Origin of the sequence: Actinomycetospora rhizophila, assembly GCF_042657905.1 — a bacterium.
Lineage (GTDB): Bacteria > Actinomycetota > Actinomycetes > Mycobacteriales > Pseudonocardiaceae > Actinomycetospora > Actinomycetospora rhizophila.
The window spans coordinates 633,138-650,773 of record NZ_JBHSKG010000001.1; the positions used below are offsets into that span (position 1 = coordinate 633,138).

The following is a 17,636-nucleotide window of genomic DNA, read 5'->3' on the forward strand; positions in this document are numbered from 1 at the left end:
GCCTATCCTGGACGACCGTGCCCCGCCGAGCCCCCGACCCCGCGCAGGTGCGCGAGGACCTGCTCGCGGTCGCGCCCTGGGTCCGCGACCCCGAGGCCCACGAGCGCCCCGCCCGCCCCCTGCTGGCCGCGGCCGTCCGCTCGTCGCTGCGGACCCTCGAGCACAGCGCTCCCGGCCATTCGGTCGAGGTGCGCGTGCCGCCGTTCGGGGCCGTGCAGTGCGTCGAGGGGCCGCGCCACACCCGCGGCACCCCGCCCAACGTCGTCGAGACCGACCCGGCGACGTGGCTCGCGCTCGCGCTCGGCCTCGTGAGCTGGAACGCCGCCGCGGCACGGGTGTCCGCCTCGGGGCACCGGGCGGCGGAGATCGCGCGATGGCTCCCGGTGGTGGACGTGCACCGAAGGTGTGAGAACGGCTGAGCCGACCCGGTTGCGCCCGTACGATGCCCATCACCGGACCGTGACGGCCGGGGAACGGGAACGGGAGGGGGGCCGGGTGCAGCGGCCGAGCTGGGCTCCCGACGAGGTGGACATCGACCGGCCCAGCGCCGCGCGGGTGTACGACCACTACCTCGGCGGGCTGCACAACTTCGCCGTCGACCGGGCGATGGCGGCGCGCGCCGTCGCCGACTGGCCCGAGCTCCCGCGCATCATGCAGGCGAACCGCGCCTTCCTGCGCCGGGCGGTGCGCCACCTGGCCGAGCAGGGCATCGACCAGTTCCTCGACATCGGCTCGGGCATCCCGACGGTCGGCAACGTCCACGAGGTCGCGCAGGCCGCCCGCCCCGACGTCCGCGTGGTCTACGTCGACATCGACCCGGTGGCCGTGGCCCACTCGCGCGCCCTGCTCGCCGACGACCCGCGCACCGGGGTCGTCCAGGGCGACTTCACCGAGGTCGCGGCCGTCCTCGACGACCCGGTCACGCGCTCGCTGCTCGACCTCTCGCGGCCGGTCGGGGTGCTCGTCGTGGCGCTGCTGCACTTCGTCGGCGACGAGCGCCGCCCCGGCGAGGTGCTCGCCCGCTACCGGGAGGCGATGGCCCCGGGCAGCCACCTGGTGATCAGCCACGCCAGCGCCGACGGGGCGCCGGACCGCGCGGGCGACCACCAGGCGCTCTACCGGCGCACGGCCACGCCGATGCGGATGCGCACCCGCGACGAGGTCGCCGCGCTCCTCGACGGCTTCACCCTCGTCGACCCGGGGCTCGTGTTCCTGCCGCAGTGGCGGCCCGACGACCCCGCCGCCGCGGCCGACCACCCCGAACGCTTCACCGGCTACGCGGCCGTGGGTCGTCGTGACTGAGCAGGACGACCGCCGGGCCCCGCCCGATCCCGTGGACGCCCTCGCCACCGCGTGGGCCGACGAGGTCGAGGGCACCAGCTACGTCCCGATGGCCGCCGACGAGCTGGCGGCGCACCTGCGCGAGCTCGCCGGGCTGGTGGTCGACGCCGTCCGCGCCGACCCGCCGCGGCCCGACGCGGGCGTCGAGGTCGGCCGGCGCCTGGTGTCCGCGCACTTCACCGGGCCCGCGACCCTCGAGCGCACCGTCCTGCTGCTCGCCGAGGCGCTGCCCGCCCTCCTCGGCCCCGACGTGGTCCCGGCGGCCCACGCGCTGGCCGGCACGCTCGCCGGCGGCTACGCGGCCGCCCTGCGCGACCGCACGCTCGACGAGCAGGAGGCCATCCGCCGGGCGGTGCTCGCGGCGCGCCACCACACCGAGCAGGCGCTGCACGCCAGCGAGGCCCGGTTCCGCGCGATGTTCCACGAGGCGGCCATCGGCATCGGCCTCGGCGACATGGACGGCCGGATCCTCGAGGTCAACCCGGCGATGACGCGGATGTTCGGGCACACCGCCGACGAGTTCCGCCGCCTGACCGTCGGCGACCTGACCCACCCCGACGACGCGCCGTCGGTGTGGCGGCTCTACGAGCGCCTGCTGCGCGGGGAGATCGACAACTTCCGCCTGGAGAAGCGGTTCTTCCGCCGCAGCGGCAAGGAGATCGTCGGGCACCTGACGCTGTCGCTGGTGCGCGACGAGCACGGCCGACCCACCTACCAGCTCGCGATGCTCGAGGACGTCAGCGAGCGGCACCGGCTGCAGGAGAACCTCCAGTACCAGGCGTACCACGACCCGCTCACCGAGCTCGCCAACCGCGCGAAGTTCACCGAGCGCCTCGAGCGCGTCTTCACCCGCGAGGGTCCGGACTCGACGCGCCGGGTGGGGGTCTGCTTCCTCGACCTGGACGGCTTCAAGACGATCAACGACAGCCTCGGGCACAGCGTCGGGGACCGCATGCTCCAGGAGGTGGCGCGCCGGCTGGGCTCGTGCGCCACCGGCGGTGAGCTGGTCGCCCGCATGGGCGGCGACGAGTTCGTCGTGCTCGTCGAGGACTCCCACGGCGTCGACCGCCTGGTCGCGCTCGCCGAGCGGGTGCTCGCCGCGCTCGCCCCGCCGCTGCCGCTCGCCGGCCAGGAGCTGGTCGTCGGCGCGAGCATCGGGGTCGTCGAGCAGGCGGTGCGCGAGACCACCGCCTCCGAGCTGATGCGCGCCGCCGACATCACCCTCTACAGCGCGAAGGCCGAGGGGCGCGGGCGCTGGGCCGTCCACGACCCCGGCCGCGACGAGGCCGAGACCGCACGGTTCACGCTGTCCGCGGCCCTGCCCTCGGCGGTCGCCCACGACGAGTTCTTCGTGCTCTACCAGCCGCTGGTCTCGCTCGCCGACCACCGCGTGCGCGGTGTCGAGGCCCTGGTCCGCTGGCAGCACCCCCGCCTCGGGGTGCTCTCGCCGTCGCTGTTCATCGGGCCCGCCGAGGAGACCGGCAGCATCGTCGAGCTCGGCCGCCGGGTCCTCGAGTACGCCTGCCGCGACGCCCGCGCCTGGTACGACGAGTTCGGCGACGCCGCCCCGTTCGTCAGCGTCAACGTCGCCCAGCGCCAGCTCGCCGAGCCGGGGCTGGTCAGCGAGGTGGCCGCGCTGCTCGAGCGCACGGGGCTCCCGCCGGACCGGCTGCAGGTCGAGCTCACCGAGCGCGCGCTGACCACCGACGAGGGCGCGCCGCTCAAGGCCCTCGACGGGCTGCGCGCCATGGGGGTGCGCATCGCCGTCGACGACTTCGGCACCGGCTACTCGAACCTGTCCTACCTGCGCAAACTGCCCGTCGACGTGATCAAGCTGGACGGCTCGTTCGGCGAGGGCCTGCGCGAGGAGGAGCTCTCCGACCCCGTCGACGAGCGCATCGTCGGCACGCTGGTCGCCCTCGGGCACGCCCTGGACCTCACGGTCACCGCCGAGGGGGTCGAGACCGCTCCCCAGGCGGCGCGGCTGCGCGCGCTGGGCTGCGACGAGGGCCAGGGATGGCTCTTCGCGCCGGCGCTGCCCGCCTCGGACATCGCCCGGATGGTGCGCCGCGGGGCCCCGCTCGGCGACCCGCCGGTGCGCCCGGGCGGCGACCGGCTCGGAGCCTGAGGTCGTCGAGGCCGCCGACCGGCTGAGACGCGGATCGCGGCGCGCCCCGCCCACGCGTCCTCCGCCCCGCGTAGGCTGGGCTCGGCACGACTCGTGGCACCTCGTCGACAAGGAGCCGGCCCGGTGGATGCAGCCGGAAACGATCCGCGGCCCACGTCACCCACCTCCGAGAGTCCTCCCGAGCCGCCCGCGTTCGACGACGGACCGAAGGAGGAGTGCGGCGTCTTCGGTGTGTGGGCGCCCGGCGAGGAGGTCTCGAAGCTCACCTACTTCGGGCTCTTCGCGCTCCAGCACCGCGGCCAGGAGGCCGCCGGGATGGCGGTGAGCGACGGACGCCAGATCGTGGTCTTCAAGGACCTCGGGCTGGTGAGCCAGGTCTTCGACGAGCAGTCGCTGTCGTCGCTGCGCGGCCACCTCGCGGTCGGCCACACCCGCTACTCCACCACCGGCTCGCCCACCTGGGAGAACGCCCAGCCGACGTTCCGCACCACCGCGGCCGGCACGGGCCTCGCGCTGGGGCACAACGGCAACCTGGTGAACACCGCCGAGCTGGTCCGCCGCCGCGACGCGCTGACCGGTGTCGGCTCGGGGAACGGCTCCGGCAACGGGGGCAACCGCCGTCCGCGGGGTCAGTCGGCCCTCGACGGCGCCACCACCGACTCGGACGTCGTCACCGGCCTGCTCGCCGACTCCGCCGCCGACCTCGGGGTCGAGGAGGCCGCGCTGCGGCTGCTGCCCGACCTGCAGGGCGCGTTCAGCCTGGTGTTCTGCGACGAGACCACCCTCTACGCGGCCCGCGACCGCCATGGCGTGCGCCCGCTCGTGCTCGGCCGGCTCGACCGCGGCTGGGTCGCGGCCTCGGAGACCGCCGCGCTCGACATCGTCGGCGCCTCGTTCGTCCGCGAGGTCGAGCCCGGCGAGCTCATCGCCATCGACGCGCAGGGCCTGCGCAGCTCGCGCTTCGCCGCCCCGGAGCCCAAGGGCTGCATCTTCGAGTACGTCTACCTCGCGCGGCCGGACACCTCGATCGCCGGGCGCGGGGTGCACTCCGCGCGCGTCGAGATCGGGCGCCGCCTGGCCGACGAGCACCCGGCCGAGGCCGACCTCGTCATCCCCGTCCCGGAGTCGGGCACCCCGGCGGCCATCGGCTACGCCGAGCGCTCCGGCATCCCGTACGGCCAGGGCCTGGTGAAGAACGCCTACGTGGGCCGCACGTTCATCCAGCCCTCGCAGACGATCCGCCAGCTGGGCATCCGGCTCAAGCTCAACCCGCTGCGCGAGATCATCCGGGGCAAGCGCCTCGTGGTGGTCGACGACTCGATCGTCCGCGGCAACACCCAGCGCTCGCTGGTGCGGATGCTGCGCGAGGCCGGCGCCGTCGAGGTGCACGTGCGGATCGCGAGCCCGCCGGTGCGCTGGCCCTGCTTCTACGGCATCGACTTCGCCTCGCGCGCCGAGCTCATCGCCAACGGCCTCGAGGACGAGGGCGTCCGCCGCTCGGTGGGCGCCGACAGCCTCGGCTACATCTCGGAGGACGGCCTCGTCGCCGCCACCGACCAGCCGCGCTCGCGCCTGTGCACCGCCTGCTTCTCCGGCGAGTACCCCATCCCGCTGCCCTCCGACGCGATGGTGGGCAAGCACCTGCTCGAGGACGTCACCGGCGCCAGCTGCGGCGACGGCGGCAACGGCGGGCCGGTCGTGCACACCGGCGCCACCGGTGCCGGGATGCCGCTGGGCACGCCCGGCTACGGTGCCGAGGACGCCCTCAGCCGGCCCTGAGCCGTCCCCGAGACCCGACGCTGCCCCGACGCATGCCCTGCGAGGATCCCCACCGATGACCCACGCCCCCGAGGACCCCGACGGACCCCAGGCCAGCTACGCGGCGGCCGGGGTGGACGTCGAGGCCGGTGAGCGTGCCGTCGACCGGCTCAAGCCGCTCGCCGCGTCGACGTCGCGCGCCGAGGTCCTCGGCGGCATCGGCGGGTTCGCGGGGCTCTTCGCGCTGCGCAGCGGCAAGTACCGCGAGCCGGTGCTCGCCGCGTCCACCGACGGCGTCGGCACCAAGCTCGCCGTCGCGCAGGCAGCCGACAAGCACGACACGGTGGGCCGCGACCTCGTGGCCATGGTCGTCGACGACCTCGTGGTCTGCGGCGCCGAGCCCCTGTTCCTCCAGGACTACCTGGCGATCGGCAAGCTCGTCCCGGAGAAGGTCGAGAAGATCGTCACGGGGATCGCCGAGGGTTGCCGGCTCGCGGGCTGTGCGCTGCTCGGCGGCGAGACCGCGGAGCACCCCGGGGTGATGGAGCCCCACCACTACGACCTCTCGGCCACCGGCGTCGGCATCGTCGAGGCCGACGGCATGCTCGGTCCCGACCGCGTGCGCCCCGGCGACACCGTCGTCGCCATGGCCTCGTCGGGCCTGCACTCCAACGGCTACTCGCTGGCGCGTCAGGTGCTGCTGGAGATCGGGCGGATGTCGCTCGACGGCCACGTCGAGGAGTTCGGGCGCACGCTGGGCGACGAGCTCCTCGAGCCCACCCGCATCTACGCCCGCGACTGCCTCGCCGTCGCCGCCGAGACCGACGTCCGCACGTTCGCGCACGTCACGGGCGGGGGGCTGTGCGCCAACCTCGCGCGCGTCCTGCCGGCCGGCCTCACCGCCGAGCTGGACCGCACGACGTGGACGCCGGCGCCGGTGTTCAAGCTGATCGCCGCGCGCGGGCGGGTGACGCGCGAGGAGATGGAGCGCACCTTCAACATGGGCGTCGGCATGGTCGTCGTCCTGCCGCCCGACGACGTCGACCGCGCGATGGCGGTGCTCACGGCCAAGCACGTGCCGTCGTGGGTGCTGGGCGAGGTGCGGGCCACCACGGAGGCCGACGGGGCGCCGGCCGAGGCCGGCCACGCCGTCCTCCGGGGCGATCACCCCCGCTTCTGAACCGCCACCGGATCAGTCGTCGGGCATGAGCTCCGAGTGGAGCTTGAGCACCCGCTGACCGTCGGACTGCTCCAGCACGTAGGCGGGGTTGTCGTCCGACCCGTTGCGGGTCTTCTTCTTGCCGTCGATCGTGCGCTCGACGCGTTCGGTGTGGACTTCCTTCACGGTGGCCTCGGCCTGACCGGGACCCCAGTTCCACTTCACGTCGTCGCCCTTGCTGAACGCCTTGGTCACGCGTCCTCCTCGCCCGTCGGGCCGCTCGTCGCGAACGGCGGACGGGCGCGGTTACCCGCCCGGGACGCGGCGAAGCGTGCTGCGTGCCGGACGGGCGGACCGTGTCAGCGCCCGGGAGCGGAGATCACCGCTCGTCGTAGCTGTACTCACCCCAGCGTGCGTCGACCTGCTCGTCGTCGTCGGAGCGTCGCGTGAACGGGTCGTCGCCGCTGGCCAGCTCCTGCTGCAGCTTGTCGAAGTCCGTGTTCGGGGAGCTGTACTTGAGCTCTCGGGCCACCTTCGTCTGCTTGGCCTTGGCTCGTCCGCGTCCCATGGGTGGACCCCCTCGCACAGGGCGGGGGCGGCCGGAGCGTCTCCGGCGGCCCCCTGAAATCTGAGGTAACTCTCGTGCCCACGACAATACCGTGTGTCCGATCGGGGTCGCGACGTGACATGGCACGATCGGCGGCCGTGCCCGCCCCCTTCGTCTGCTACCTGCGCGTCTACGAGCCGCTCGGTGCGCTGCGCGGACCGTTGGCCCAGCGGGTACGGGCCGGACTGGCCCGTGGGGCGGTCCCGGTGGTCGACGCCGGGCGGCGTGATCGCGAGGTGTGTCTTCGCGCACAGTTGGGCGTCCCGCCCCGCCTGCTGCCCGGCGAGAAGATCGACGGCACCGCCATCGAGTCGCCCGCCGACGTCCTGCTCGCCGACGGACCCGGGGGCGCGGCCGGCCCGGAGCCGATCGGCCCGCAGACCCTCGTGTGCCCCCTGGAGACGCGTCCGCGGGCCGCGGCGGCGCTGGTCGGGTTCCTGTCCAGCGAGAGCCCGGTGCTGCGCACGGCCGCGCTGACCGCCGAGGAGTCCGTGGTCCGGTCGCGGGCGGAGGCCGTGGTCGCCGAGCTCGGCGACTCCGCGACCCACATCGTCTCGGCGACCTGGACCGTGCCCCTGCCCTGGTTCGCGCTCGTCGAGCCCGCCGAGCGGATCCTCGTGCTGCCCAGCGACGACGCGGTCACCGCGCCGGAGGCCCCGACACGCCGCTGCTACTGGCGGGTGCCGATGGCCGACGCGCTGTCCCGGGCCGACGCGGCCGCCGACCTGCTGGCCGACACCCTCGGCGACGACGGCCCCTCCGACGTCCTGCGCGACACCGCCCGCTGGCTGCGCCACTTCGACCCCGGCGCCCTCGTGGAGCTCGACTACGGCGGGCTCGTCGGTCTGATGGACGACCAGACCCTGGCCGCCGACACGTCCGCGGAGGACGTCGCCGAGGCCCTCGCGGCGCTGCGGGAGGGCGACGCCGAGCGGGCGATGGCGAGCTACCGGCGGCTGCAGAACTTCTGGGCGGGCCGGGCGGCCCACCAGCGCGCCAACTAGCCGGTCGCGGTCAGGCGCCCTCGCGCTCGCGGCGCAGCAGGTCGTCCACCGAGGCCGAGCCGTCGCGGTAGCGCCGGCCCATCTCGTCGTTGCAGGCGTCCATCACCTGCTGCACGCGCCCGCGGTGCTCCGAGACCGACCCCTCCTCGGCGGCGTAGGCCGTGGCGGCGGCGGTGAGGTCGTCGTCGGTGAGGGTCGCGACGTCCGACAGGCCGGTGTCGGCGAGCAGGGCCTCGACGTGCCGGCGGTGCGACTCGGCGCGCGAGGGCTGGACGGTGTGGTGGCGCCCGCGGCCGGCCGACGGCCCGAGCGCGTTGTCGGCCAGGATGCGGGGCAGCTCGTCGACCAGCGACGGCTCGTCCTCGCCGCGCGCGGTGGCGACCCGCCTGCGCTGCTCGAACCGGACGATGTCCATGCGCGCGTGCAGCAGACGCCGCAGGTAGGACAGGTCGGTCTCCTCCTGGGCCGCGTCGTCGCGCTTGGCGCGGACGTCGTCCAGCCCGCAGGTGGACAGGTCGGCGAGGAAGGCGGGGTCGAGCACGCGGTCGAGGCGCCGTCGACCGCCCTGACGGAACTCGATCATGTGTTCATCGTCGCGCGAGCAGGCGGGGCGTGTCATCCCGCGACCGGGTCGGCGCGTCGAGAGGTGCGTGTCGCGCGCGCGCCGGTCGGGGCCGACGGGCGGGTGTCACCCGAACGTCGGCGCGGCGGCGCGCCCCGCCCGGTCGCCGAGCACGCCGGCCAGCCACTGCGGGTCGACGTTGCCGCCGCTGACGACGGCGACCGTGCGCCGGGCGCGCTCGTCGGTCGGGAGGGCGAGCCAGGCCGCGGTCGCCACGGCGCCGCTGGCCTCGCACGCCACCCCGGCGGCGTGCAGGCGGGCGGTGGCGTCGGCGATGGCGTCCTCGTCGACGGTGACGACGTCGGCGACGAGGTCACGCACGTGCGGCCAGGTCAGCTCGCCGAGCACGGTGGCGCGCAGGCCGTCGGCGGCGGTGGCGGCCACCTGCTCGCGGGGCAGGCGGACCCGCTCGCCGGCGCGCTTGCTGGCCGCGGCGTCGCCGGCGAGCTCGGGCTCGGCGCCGAGCACCCGGACGCCGGACCCGCGCAGCGCGGCCGCGATGCCGCTGATCAGCCCGCCGCCGCCGACCGGGACGACGACCTGCTCGACGTCGGGCCGGGCGGCGAGGATCTCGGCGCCGACCGTGCCCTGGCCCGCGATGATGTCGCGGTGGTCGTAGGGCGGGATCAGCGTCGCGCCGGTCTCGGCGACCACGGCGGCCGCGGCGGACTCCCGCTCGTCGGCGGGCACCCGCACCAGCCGGGCGCCGAGCTCGGCCATCGCCGCGACCTTGGCCTCGACCGCGTCGTCGGGCGCCACCACCGTGCAGGGCACGCCGAGGCGCCGGGCGACCCAGGCCAGCGCGCGCCCGTGGTTGCCCGAGGAGTGGGTGACGAGCCCGGCCGCCTGCTGCCCGGGGGAGAGCCGGCTCGCGGCGTGGAAGGCGCCGCGCAGCTTGAACGCGCCGATCGGCTGGAGGTCCTCGCGCTTCACCGCGAAGCCCGGCGCGAGATCGGTCAGCGGCGTGCGGACCGCCACGCCCTCGAGCGCCGCGGCGGCCGCCACGACGTCGGAGGGCCCCAGCAGGGTCAACCCTTCAGGCGGCGCATGGCCGCGCGGCCGGGCGGCTCGCCGGTGTCGGGCGGGATCGAGTCGGGGTCGACGGCCGCGGGACCGGGCACGACGTCGCTGTCGTCGGACTCCGCCGCCACCCACAGCGGGTCGCCGCCGGGCGCCGCCGCCACGGCCGAGCGCTTGAGCAGGGCGAGCGCGACGGTGCCGAGCTCGTGGTGGCGCACCGCGGTGCCGATGCGGCCGACGGACCGCCCGCCCTCGCCGGAGAGCACCGGGGTGCCGGGCGGGGGCAGCGGGTCGTCGCCGGCCTGCAGGTGCAGCAGCACCATCTGACGCGGCGGCCGGCCCAGGTTGGCGACGCGCGAGACCGTCTCCTGGCCCCGGTAGCAGCCCTTCTGCAGGTGCACCGCCGCGCCGATCCAGCCCATCTCGTGGGGGATCGCGCGCTCGTCGGTGTCGACGCCGAGGCGGGGCCGCAGCGCGGTGACCCGCAGGGCCTCGAACGCGTCGTGGCCCGCGGGGCGGGCGCCGGCGCCGCGCAGCCGCGACCACCACGACGCCAGCTCGGCGCGGGGCACGATGAGGTCGACGGCGGCCTCGGCGTCGGGGCCGGGCCAGGACATGCGGCGCACGACCCCGCCGCCGGGCAGCGCGAGCACGGCGTGGTCGCCGTGCGGGGCCGGCACGCCGGCGGCCGTGAGCACCTCGTCGACCGCCGGCCCGACGATCGAGAGCACGGCCCAGTCGTCGGAGGCGTCCGCGACCTCGACCTGCGACCAGAAGCGCATCCTGTCGAGGTAGTCGGCGAGCCCCGCCGCGCGGCCGGGCTCGACGTCCAGCCACACCGTCCCGTCGACGTGGGCCAGGACGGCGTGGTGCTCGACGCGGCCCTGCGCGTCGAGCACGAGCGCCTCGGTGCCCGCGCCCTCGGGCAGGTCGGCGACCTGCTGGGACAGCAGCAGGTGCAGCCAGCTCAGCCGCTCGGGCCCGGTGACGCGCACGACCCCGCGGTGCGAGCGGTCGACGACGCCGGCGCGGCGGCTCAGAGCACGCTGCTCGCCGAACGGGTCGCCGTAGTGGGCGGGGACGGCGGCGTCGCGCAGCTCCTCCGCGGCCCCGTCGGCCCCGTCGGCCCCGTCGGAGGCGGGCTGGGGGGCGACGGCGCCGGGCTCGTCGAAGGACGGGGTGGTCACGGGGCCTCCACGGTCTCGTCGGGGAGCGCGGCGTCGGCCTCGGCGTCGGCGCGGTCGGCGCAGTCGCGGCACGCGCCGGACAGGGCGACGTGGGTGGCGTCGAGCCGGAAACCGTGGGACGCCTGCAGCGCGCCCGCGAGGTCGTCGAGGGCGTCCGCGTCGATCTCGTCGACGCGACCGCAGTGGTGACAGACGAGGTGGACGTGCTCGTGCTCGGACGTCGCGTACGTCGGCGCGCCGTGCCCGAGGTGGGTGTGCTTGACGACGCCCAGCTGCTCGAGCAGGTCGAGCGTCCGGTAGACGGTGGTGATGTTGACGGCCGGGGCCGTCGCCTGCACCCGTGTACACACCGCTTCCGGCGTCGCGTGCCCGAGCTCCGAGACCGCGTCCAGCACCAGCTGGCGCTGCGGTGTCATGCGCAGGCCGCGGCGGTGGAGCGTCTGCCGCAGTTCGGTGTCCACCCCCTCGATGGTAGGCCTCCTGACCGTCCGTGCGAGGCCGGGCGCCGGTCCCTACGATCAGGGGATTCCGCGTCGGACCCCCACGGTCGCGGAGAGGACCCGGCTGCAGGCAGGTGACGATGACGACCGGTGAGCAGGGACGCACACCGCCCGACGCCGAGCACTACCTGGATCTCTCAGGTGTCGAGGAGGACGCTCCCGGCCCGCACTTCGACGTGGTCCTGCGGGGCTACGACCGTCGCCAGGTCGACGAGCACGTGGCCGGCCTGCGCCGCATGAACGCACAGCTGCGGGCGCAGCTCGCGGTGCGGGAGCGCCGGCGCAGCGGGCCCGGCGCGGCCGACCCGTCGGCGCTCGAGAGCCGCGTCTCCGACACCCTGCCGGAGGCACGGCGCACGGCCCCCGCCGACGACCAGGGCGCCGACCCGGACATGGTGGGCGCCTTCAACGACCGCCTGCGCGGCATCCTCCAGGCCGCTGAGCAGGAGGCGCAGCTGGTCCGCAGCAAGGCCGCCGAGTCGCTGCTCGCCGAGCACGCCGAGTCGCGCGCGGCCCTCGCCGACCTGCGCGCGCAGCGCGACGCCGTCGTCGACGAGCTGGTGCGGCTGCGCGGGCGCCTCGACGACATCGTCTCCGGGCCGGTGCGCCCGTCCGCGGTGCCGCCCGGGCCGCCGCGGCCCTCCGGGCACCCCGGTCCTCCCGGCCCCTGGCGCGGGCCCGGCCGCCCGCCCGGTCCGCCCGGGCCCGGGCCGCGCCCGCCGGCGCCCTACGGCGCCGTGCCGCCCGCGGCGCCGCCCGGGGTCGGTGGCGACCCCGGCGCCGAGGACACCGTCGCCGTGGCGCCCGCCGCGGGTGACGCCGGCGCCGCCGAGGACACCGCGGACGCCGTCCCGGCGGTGGACGGGGCCGGTGGTGCCGCCGCTGCCGACGGTGCCGAGGTCGACGTCACCGAGGGCGCCGATCGGGCCTCCGGGCCGACGCAGGTGACCCCGTCCGCCCCGGAGCGTGCGGCAGACGGGTGACACTGTCCGACGTTCCGTGACGGACGGCGCCCGCGAGGCGACTCCGGACGGCGTACTGTCCTGGGACATGGGCGTGCTCGAGTCCCCGATCACCTGGATCGTCGTGGCCGCCGTCCTCGTGGTCGTCGCGATCCTGCTGCTGGTGCTCTCCGCCGCCCGGCGGCGCCGTGCGCGCCGGGCCGCGGCCGCCGCGGCGTGGCCGCCGCCCGCGCTCGAGGCCAGCCGCCCGAACCCGGACGCGCCGTGGACCGGGCCCACCCCGGTCGAGGAGCGCGTGCGCGTCACCACGCGCCGGGCGGTGTCGAACGTCTCCGGACGCCCCGAGGCCGCGGGGGCGACCCGGTACGCGGAGCCCGACACCGCGCCGCTCGACGTCGACACCATCCGCGCCCGGCTCGCGGCCGAGCAGCCCGCGGACCCCGCGGCGACCGAGACCGCCGCCGCGCCGCCCGAACCGCCGGCGCGGACCGCGCCGCTTGAACCGACCGCGCCGACCGAGCCGACCGGGCCGCCGGAGGAGCCCGCCCCCGGCGACCACGCGCCCCGCCACGCCGCCGCGGGCGCCGACGACGCGGGCCCGGCGGACGACCCGGCACCTGACTCGACCACCACCACGTCCGCCACCGCCGCGTCCGCCCGGGACCGGCTGCTCGGGGTGCTGCTGCGCGACCCCGAGGCCGCGATCGCCGCGCTCGACGCCGCCGGGCGCGACGACGCCGGTCCCGGCGAGGGCAGCGTGACGGCCCTGCTGCGCGCCGGGCTCAGCCCGGCGCAGGTGTCGCGCCTGCTGGGCGTCGAGGAGCGCGACCTCGCGACGGCGGTCGCGCGGAGCCTCGGCCTGCTCCCCGGCGCTGCTCGGTCCGGCGCTGCTCAGTCCGGCGGCGGGGTGACCACCGGCGAGAACCGCACCGACGACCCCGGGCGGAGCTGGGCGAACACCGCCATCTCCGCGGGGTCCACCACGCCGACGACGGGATAGCCGCCGGTCGTCGGGTGGTCGGCGAGGAAGACCACCGGCTGCCCGTCGGGCGGCACCTGCACCGCGCCGCCGACGAGCCCTTCGCTGCGCAGCTCCTCGCCCCGGCGTGCGGCGGCCCGCTCGAGGGCCGGGCCCTCCAGGCGCACGCCGACCCGGTCGCCGGTCGGCGCGACCGTCCACGTGCCGGCGCGGAGCCGGCCGGCGGCGTCGTCCACCCAGTCGGCGCGCGGGCCCAGGTGCAGGCGCACCCGCACCGCGTCGGGGGCGGCGGAGACGGGGACCGCGCCGGTGCCGAGCGCCGGGACCGCGGTCGGCGGGCCCACCGGCAGGCGGGTGCCGATCTCCAGCGGTGCCGGCCCGAGCCCGGAGAGCGTGTCGGCGCTGCGGCTGCCGAGCACCTCGTCGACGGCCACCCCGCCGCCCACCGCGAGGTAGCCCCGCAGCCCGGAGGCCGGCGCCGGCACGACCACGACGTCGCCGGCCGCGACGTGCACGGGCTGGTGGGACGCGACCGGCCGGTCCCGGCCGTCGCGGCGGAGGCGCAGGCCGCCGGGCGGGCCGGTCAGCGCCACGGTCAGCGCCTCGCCGGCGCGCAGGGCGAGCCCGCCCAGGAGGACCTCGAGGCCCGCGGCCCCGGGCGGGTTGCCGACCAGGCGCTGGGCCAGCGCGTGGGCGGGGCCGTCGAGGGCCCCGGCGGGCGGGACGCCGATGTGCGCCCAGCCGGGCCGCCCGCGGTCCACCACGAGGGCCTGCGGGCCGACCTCCTCGACGACGAGCTCGCGGGTCACGGGCGCCCCACGTCCCGGAAGCGGACCGTCGTGCCGGGCACGAGCAGCGCCGGCGGGTCGCGGTCGGGGTCGAAGAGGCTCGGCGCGTCGTCGGTGAGCCGCCCGATGAGGCGCCACCCGCCGGGGGAGGTGCTCGGGTACACGCCGCCGAACTCGCCCGCCACGCCCACCGAGCCCGCCGGGATGCGCGGGCGCGGGGTGTCGAGCCGCGGCTGGTGGAGGGCCTCGGGCAGCCCCGCGAGGTAGGCGAAGCCCGGCGCGAAGCCGCCGAACGCCACCGTGAGCTCGGCGCCGGTGTGGGCGGCGACCACGTCGTCGGTCGACCAGCCCGCGTCCCGCGCGACGAGCTCGAGGTCCTCGCCGTCGTAGACCACCGGCAGCTCCACGGTGCCCGTCGCGTCCCGGTCGGGGACGGCCGCGAGGTCGACACCCCCGAGCAGCGCCCGGACCGCGCGCAACGACTCCCGCGCGCCCGGCGCCGTGACCAGCACCGTGCGGGCGGCGGGCACGACGTCGGCGACGCCGGGCAGGTCACCCCGGTCGAGGGCGTCGCGCAGCGCGGCGCCGACGGCGGCGACCTCGTCGAGCCCGCCGAGGTCGATCAGCAGCGCCTCCGGCCCGGCCGGGAGGACGTCCACCTCGGCCGGCGATTCAGCCGACGATGCGGCGCAGGCGCGCGGAGGTGTGCGGCTGCATCGGCTGCCCCTCCATGGCGCGCTCCTCGACGTAGGCGAGGTCGCCGTTGTCGACGATGCCGTAGAGGCGCGTCGCGCCGACGACCTCCTTCGCCGTGGAGGTCCGGGCGATGGCGTCGGTCTGCAGCTCCCACGAGGTCTGGGTGCGGCTCTCGCCGTAGTAGAGCTCGACGATCCCGGTGTGGTGGGTCAGCAGGAGCTCGATCGTGCCGTCGTCCTGCGCGCGCCAGAAGCCGGACTCGCGCGCGGCGGGACGGACCACGGCGCCGCCCGGCCCGTCGAGGATCCAGGCACGGGCCTCCCACGTCAGGAACGGGCGGCCGTCGTGGGCGACGGTGATCTGCTGGCCGAAGTGGAACGGGCCGTCGATCGTCGGGTAGACGACCTCGCCCTCGCCGCGCCACACCCCGACCAGCGGCAGGAGGCCGAGCAGCGCATCGTTGAGGTCGGGCCCGAGCCGCAGGTTCGCGGTGTCGTTCTCGATCGGCAGGTCGGGCCACGCCGGGAGGTTCGCGTCGCGGGTGTGCTGCGCGCGCTCCTCGGCCGCCCGGATCGCCTCGTTGCCGCTGGTGCCCTCGGGCAGGTCGGCGCCGTTCTCCGTCGGCTCGGTCATCGCGTCTCCTGGACGTCATCGGAGCCGGTGATGAGCTCGTCGCGGAAGAGTCGGCGCGTCAACGCGACGCCCGCGCCGAGGATGCCGGCACTGCACGCGGCGAGCACCACGGTGAAGAACCACGCCACGCGCTCACCTTAACGACGTCCTGTGTCGTCACAGAGGCCCGCCCGCCCGCCGCGCCCGGGTGGGCGTGGCGAGCGGGCGGTGGGATCGGGCGGTCAGGCGACCTGGACCTCGTTGGTGAACAGGCCCGGGCCGCCGACGGCGACCTCGGTCTGCCCGTTGCCCGAGCGCGAGAGCGCGCGGACGGTCCAGGTGCCGGGGGCCGCGTAGAAGCGGTAGTCGCCGGTCGCGGAGGCGACGACCTCGGCGGTGAACTCGCCGGTGCCGTCGAGGAGCCGGACGTAGGCGCCGCCGACGGGCGAGCCGCCGGAGGTCACCTTGCCCACCAGCACCGACTCCTTGGAGAGGTCGGTGCCGGGGGGCAGCTCGGCGGTCTGCTCAGGAGCGCTGCACATCAGGCCTTACCGTCCCCGGTCTCGATCGGCACGCCGATGAGCGAGCCGTACTCGGTCCAGCTGCCGTCGTAGTTCTTGACGTCCTGCTCGCCCAGCAGCTCGTGCAGGGCGAACCAGGTGTGCGAGCTGCGCTCGCCGATGCGGCAGTAGGCGATGGTCGCGCGCGAGGAGTCGAGCCCCTGCTCCTCGTAGAGCTTGCGCAGCTCGTCGTCCGACTTGAAGGTGCCGTCCTCGTTGGCGGCCTTCGACCACGGCACGTTGAGCGCCGAGGGGATGTGGCCGCCGCGCTGCGCCTGCTCCTGCGGGAGGTGCGCCGGGGCGAGGAGCTTGCCGGAGAACTCGTCGGGCGAGCGGACGTCGACGAGGTTCTTGCTGCCGATCGCGTTGACGACCTCGTCGCGGAAGGCGCGGATCGAGGTGTCCTGCTCCGTCGCGGAGTAGGAGGTCTGCGAGCGCTGGGGGACCTCGGTGTCGAGCTTGCGCCCGTCGAGCTCCCACTTCTTGCGGCCGCCGTCGAGCAGCTTCACGGCCTGGTGGCCGTAGAGCTTGAAGTACCAGTACGCGTAGGCCGCGAACCAGTTGTTGTTGCCGCCGTAGAGGATGACGGTGTCGTCGTTGCCGATGCCCTTCGACGACAGCAGCTTCTCGAAGCCGGCCTTGTCGACGAAGTCGCGACGCACCGGGTCCTGGAGCTCGGTCCTCCAGTCGAGCTTGACCGCGCCGGGGATGTGCCCCCCGTCGTAGGCGGTCGTGTCCTCGTCGACCTCGACGAAGACCGTGTTGGGGGCGTCGAGGTTCTGCTCGGCCCAGTCGGCACTGACCAGGGCGTCCTGGCGACTCATGTGCGGTACTCCTCGGATGCGTGCTCGGGTTCTCGGACGGGGCGTACTCGGCAACGCTCGCGACCGGGACCTGCGGAAACGCGCGACGACGCGATCAGGTGAACGGTCCGGCGCGACGTGGGCCGGGAGGGGTCAGCGACAGAGGCTGGAGTCGAGGCGGCACAGGTCGACCGTGCGCCGCTGGGTGAGCCCTCCGTTCACGGCCGCCACGGTACCGAAGATTCGGGCGCCGACCGAGAGTGATGTCGCGCAGGTCAACCGGTCCGGCGGAACGGGGCGAGCGTGCCCAGCAGATCGGCCCGGCGGGGGACCCCGACCGTGCGGGCGAGCTCGACCCCGGCCGGGTCCACGACCAGCGTCGTCGGCGTGCGCCGGATGCCCAGCAGGCGCACCAGCTCGGGGCGCATCGCGACGTCGACCTCCCGCACCGTGACCCCGGGGTGCTCCGAGGCGACGTCGGTGAGCACGGCGCGCGAGGCGCGGCAGTCGGCGCAGAACTGCGAGGACAGCTGCAGCAGGGCGAGGCCGCCGGGCGGGGCGGCGAGATCGCGCGGCAGGACGCCGCTGACGGCGGCGCCGGGGCGCGGGGCGACGGCGCGCAGGTCGCGTCGCGTGCCCTCGGGGCCGGGGTCGTCCGCCGGGGTCGCCGCCCGTTCGGCGGCGAGGCGACGGCGGGCCCGCACGAGCCCGAGCACGACACCGGCGACGAGGATCACGACCAGGACCGCCCCTGCGGCCACGAGCACCCAGCCCGACACCCGACCCCCCGTCGACCGCCCCGACGTCCTTCGCGGGCGTTCCCGCAGCGTAGCGGGGGGTTCGTGTGGTGCTCGTCGGCGGGATGACCGAGTGACGTCGACCGCGCGGGCGGGTGACGGCGCGGTGAACT

General features: G+C 76.0%; 21 protein-coding genes. 8 read left to right on the plus strand and 13 right to left on the minus strand.

All coding sequences use genetic code 11. The annotated features are described in order from the left end of the window. The first annotated feature begins 17 nt into the window (after positions 1-17). The 5 genes from ACFPK1_RS03030 (at position 18) to purM (ending at position 6,407) form a co-directional block, all read left to right on the plus strand. Positions 18-419, plus strand: coding sequence for a sterol carrier family protein (locus ACFPK1_RS03030; protein ID WP_378019397.1), 402 nt, complete (start codon positions 18-20; stop codon positions 417-419). 76 nt (positions 420-495) lie between these two features. Further along, complete coding sequence (locus tag ACFPK1_RS03035) at positions 496-1,302, plus strand: SAM-dependent methyltransferase (RefSeq protein WP_378019398.1); 807 nt, start codon at positions 496-498, stop codon at positions 1,300-1,302. Continuing rightward, positions 1,295-3,469, plus strand: a complete 2,175-nt coding sequence (locus tag ACFPK1_RS03040; RefSeq protein ID WP_378019399.1) for a putative bifunctional diguanylate cyclase/phosphodiesterase — start codon at positions 1,295-1,297, stop codon at positions 3,467-3,469. Before ACFPK1_RS03035 ends, ACFPK1_RS03040 begins: the two co-directional genes overlap by 8 nt. Before the next feature lie 231 nt (positions 3,470-3,700). Continuing rightward, positions 3,701-5,248: an amidophosphoribosyltransferase gene (gene purF, locus ACFPK1_RS03045; RefSeq protein WP_378019559.1), complete on the plus strand. Its 1,548-nt coding sequence runs from the start codon at positions 3,701-3,703 to the stop codon at positions 5,246-5,248. Positions 5,249-5,303: 55 nt separating this feature from the next. Beyond that, complete coding sequence (purM, locus tag ACFPK1_RS03050; protein ID WP_378019400.1) at positions 5,304-6,407, plus strand: phosphoribosylformylglycinamidine cyclo-ligase; 1,104 nt, start codon at positions 5,304-5,306, stop codon at positions 6,405-6,407. A 12-nt stretch (positions 6,408-6,419) separates the two neighbouring features. Here the strand turns inward: purM and ACFPK1_RS03055 are convergent, their stop codons facing one another. Next, positions 6,420-6,641 carry a hypervirulence associated TUDOR domain-containing protein gene (locus ACFPK1_RS03055; RefSeq protein WP_274282727.1) on the minus strand — a complete coding sequence of 74 codons (222 nt, stop codon included), beginning with the start codon at positions 6,639-6,641 and terminating at the stop codon, positions 6,420-6,422. A gap of 124 nt (positions 6,642-6,765) precedes the next feature. Further along, positions 6,766-6,954: a DUF3073 domain-containing protein gene (locus tag ACFPK1_RS03060; protein WP_378019401.1), complete on the minus strand. Its 189-nt coding sequence runs from the start codon at positions 6,952-6,954 to the stop codon at positions 6,766-6,768. 137 nt (positions 6,955-7,091) lie between these two features. Between ACFPK1_RS03060 and ACFPK1_RS03065 the strand changes: the two genes are divergently transcribed. Beyond that, positions 7,092-7,997, plus strand: coding sequence for a DUF8083 family protein (locus tag ACFPK1_RS03065; RefSeq protein ID WP_378019402.1), 906 nt, complete (start codon positions 7,092-7,094; stop codon positions 7,995-7,997). A gap of 10 nt (positions 7,998-8,007) precedes the next feature. Here ACFPK1_RS03065 and ACFPK1_RS03070 read toward each other — a convergent pair whose 3' ends face one another. From ACFPK1_RS03070 to ACFPK1_RS03085, 4 genes are all read right to left on the minus strand, one after another. Continuing rightward, the gene (locus tag ACFPK1_RS03070; RefSeq protein ID WP_378019403.1) at positions 8,008-8,580 is read right to left on the minus strand and encodes an RsiG family protein; all 573 of its coding nucleotides are present in this window, start codon (positions 8,578-8,580) and stop codon (positions 8,008-8,010) included. Between the two features lie 105 nt (positions 8,581-8,685). Then, positions 8,686-9,651, minus strand: a complete 966-nt coding sequence (locus ACFPK1_RS03075) for a threonine ammonia-lyase (RefSeq protein WP_378019404.1) — start codon at positions 9,649-9,651, stop codon at positions 8,686-8,688. Beyond that, positions 9,648-10,826: a CAF17-like 4Fe-4S cluster assembly/insertion protein YgfZ gene (gene ygfZ / locus ACFPK1_RS03080; protein ID WP_378019405.1), complete on the minus strand. Its 1,179-nt coding sequence runs from the start codon at positions 10,824-10,826 to the stop codon at positions 9,648-9,650. Before ygfZ ends, ACFPK1_RS03075 begins: the two co-directional genes overlap by 4 nt. Then, a complete protein-coding gene (locus ACFPK1_RS03085; protein ID WP_465252216.1) occupies positions 10,823-11,287 on the minus strand; it encodes a Fur family transcriptional regulator in 465 nt (154 codons plus the stop codon). Before ACFPK1_RS03085 ends, ygfZ begins: the two co-directional genes overlap by 4 nt. A 119-nt stretch (positions 11,288-11,406) precedes the next feature. Between ACFPK1_RS03085 and ACFPK1_RS03090 the strand changes: the two genes are divergently transcribed. Further along, positions 11,407-12,309, plus strand: coding sequence for a DivIVA domain-containing protein (locus ACFPK1_RS03090; protein ID WP_378019406.1), 903 nt, complete (start codon positions 11,407-11,409; stop codon positions 12,307-12,309). A 67-nt stretch (positions 12,310-12,376) separates the two neighbouring features. Further along, a complete protein-coding gene (locus ACFPK1_RS03095) occupies positions 12,377-13,288 on the plus strand; it encodes a hypothetical protein (RefSeq protein WP_378019407.1) in 912 nt (303 codons plus the stop codon). Here the strand turns inward: ACFPK1_RS03095 and ACFPK1_RS03100 are convergent. The 7 genes from ACFPK1_RS03100 to ACFPK1_RS03130 form a co-directional block, all read right to left on the minus strand. Next, positions 13,180-14,076, minus strand: a complete 897-nt coding sequence (locus ACFPK1_RS03100; protein ID WP_378019408.1) for a 5-oxoprolinase subunit C family protein — start codon at positions 14,074-14,076, stop codon at positions 13,180-13,182. The genes ACFPK1_RS03095 and ACFPK1_RS03100 overlap by 109 nt on opposite strands. Beyond that, complete coding sequence (locus ACFPK1_RS03105; RefSeq protein WP_378019409.1) at positions 14,073-14,714, minus strand: 5-oxoprolinase subunit B family protein; 642 nt, start codon at positions 14,712-14,714, stop codon at positions 14,073-14,075. Before ACFPK1_RS03105 ends, ACFPK1_RS03100 begins: the two co-directional genes overlap by 4 nt. A 13-nt stretch (positions 14,715-14,727) precedes the next feature. Continuing rightward, positions 14,728-15,384 (minus strand): heme-binding beta-barrel domain-containing protein, encoded by a 657-nt coding sequence (locus ACFPK1_RS03110; RefSeq protein ID WP_378019410.1) that lies wholly within the window; start codon positions 15,382-15,384, stop codon positions 14,728-14,730. After that, on the minus strand, positions 15,381-15,512 hold the full coding sequence (locus ACFPK1_RS03115) for a hypothetical protein (RefSeq protein WP_378019411.1): 132 nt from the start codon (positions 15,510-15,512) through the stop codon (positions 15,381-15,383). Before ACFPK1_RS03115 ends, ACFPK1_RS03110 begins: the two co-directional genes overlap by 4 nt. 93 nt (positions 15,513-15,605) lie before the next feature. Beyond that, positions 15,606-15,905 carry a DUF1416 domain-containing protein gene (locus ACFPK1_RS03120; RefSeq protein ID WP_378019412.1) on the minus strand — a complete coding sequence of 100 codons (300 nt, stop codon included), beginning with the start codon at positions 15,903-15,905 and terminating at the stop codon, positions 15,606-15,608. Beyond that, complete coding sequence (locus ACFPK1_RS03125; RefSeq protein ID WP_378019413.1) at positions 15,905-16,747, minus strand: sulfurtransferase; 843 nt, start codon at positions 16,745-16,747, stop codon at positions 15,905-15,907. Before ACFPK1_RS03125 ends, ACFPK1_RS03120 begins: the two co-directional genes overlap by 1 nt. A 254-nt stretch (positions 16,748-17,001) precedes the next feature. Then, the gene (locus ACFPK1_RS03130) at positions 17,002-17,505 is read right to left on the minus strand and encodes a TlpA family protein disulfide reductase (protein ID WP_378019414.1); all 504 of its coding nucleotides are present in this window, start codon (positions 17,503-17,505) and stop codon (positions 17,002-17,004) included. Positions 17,506-17,636: the final 131 nt, after the last annotated feature.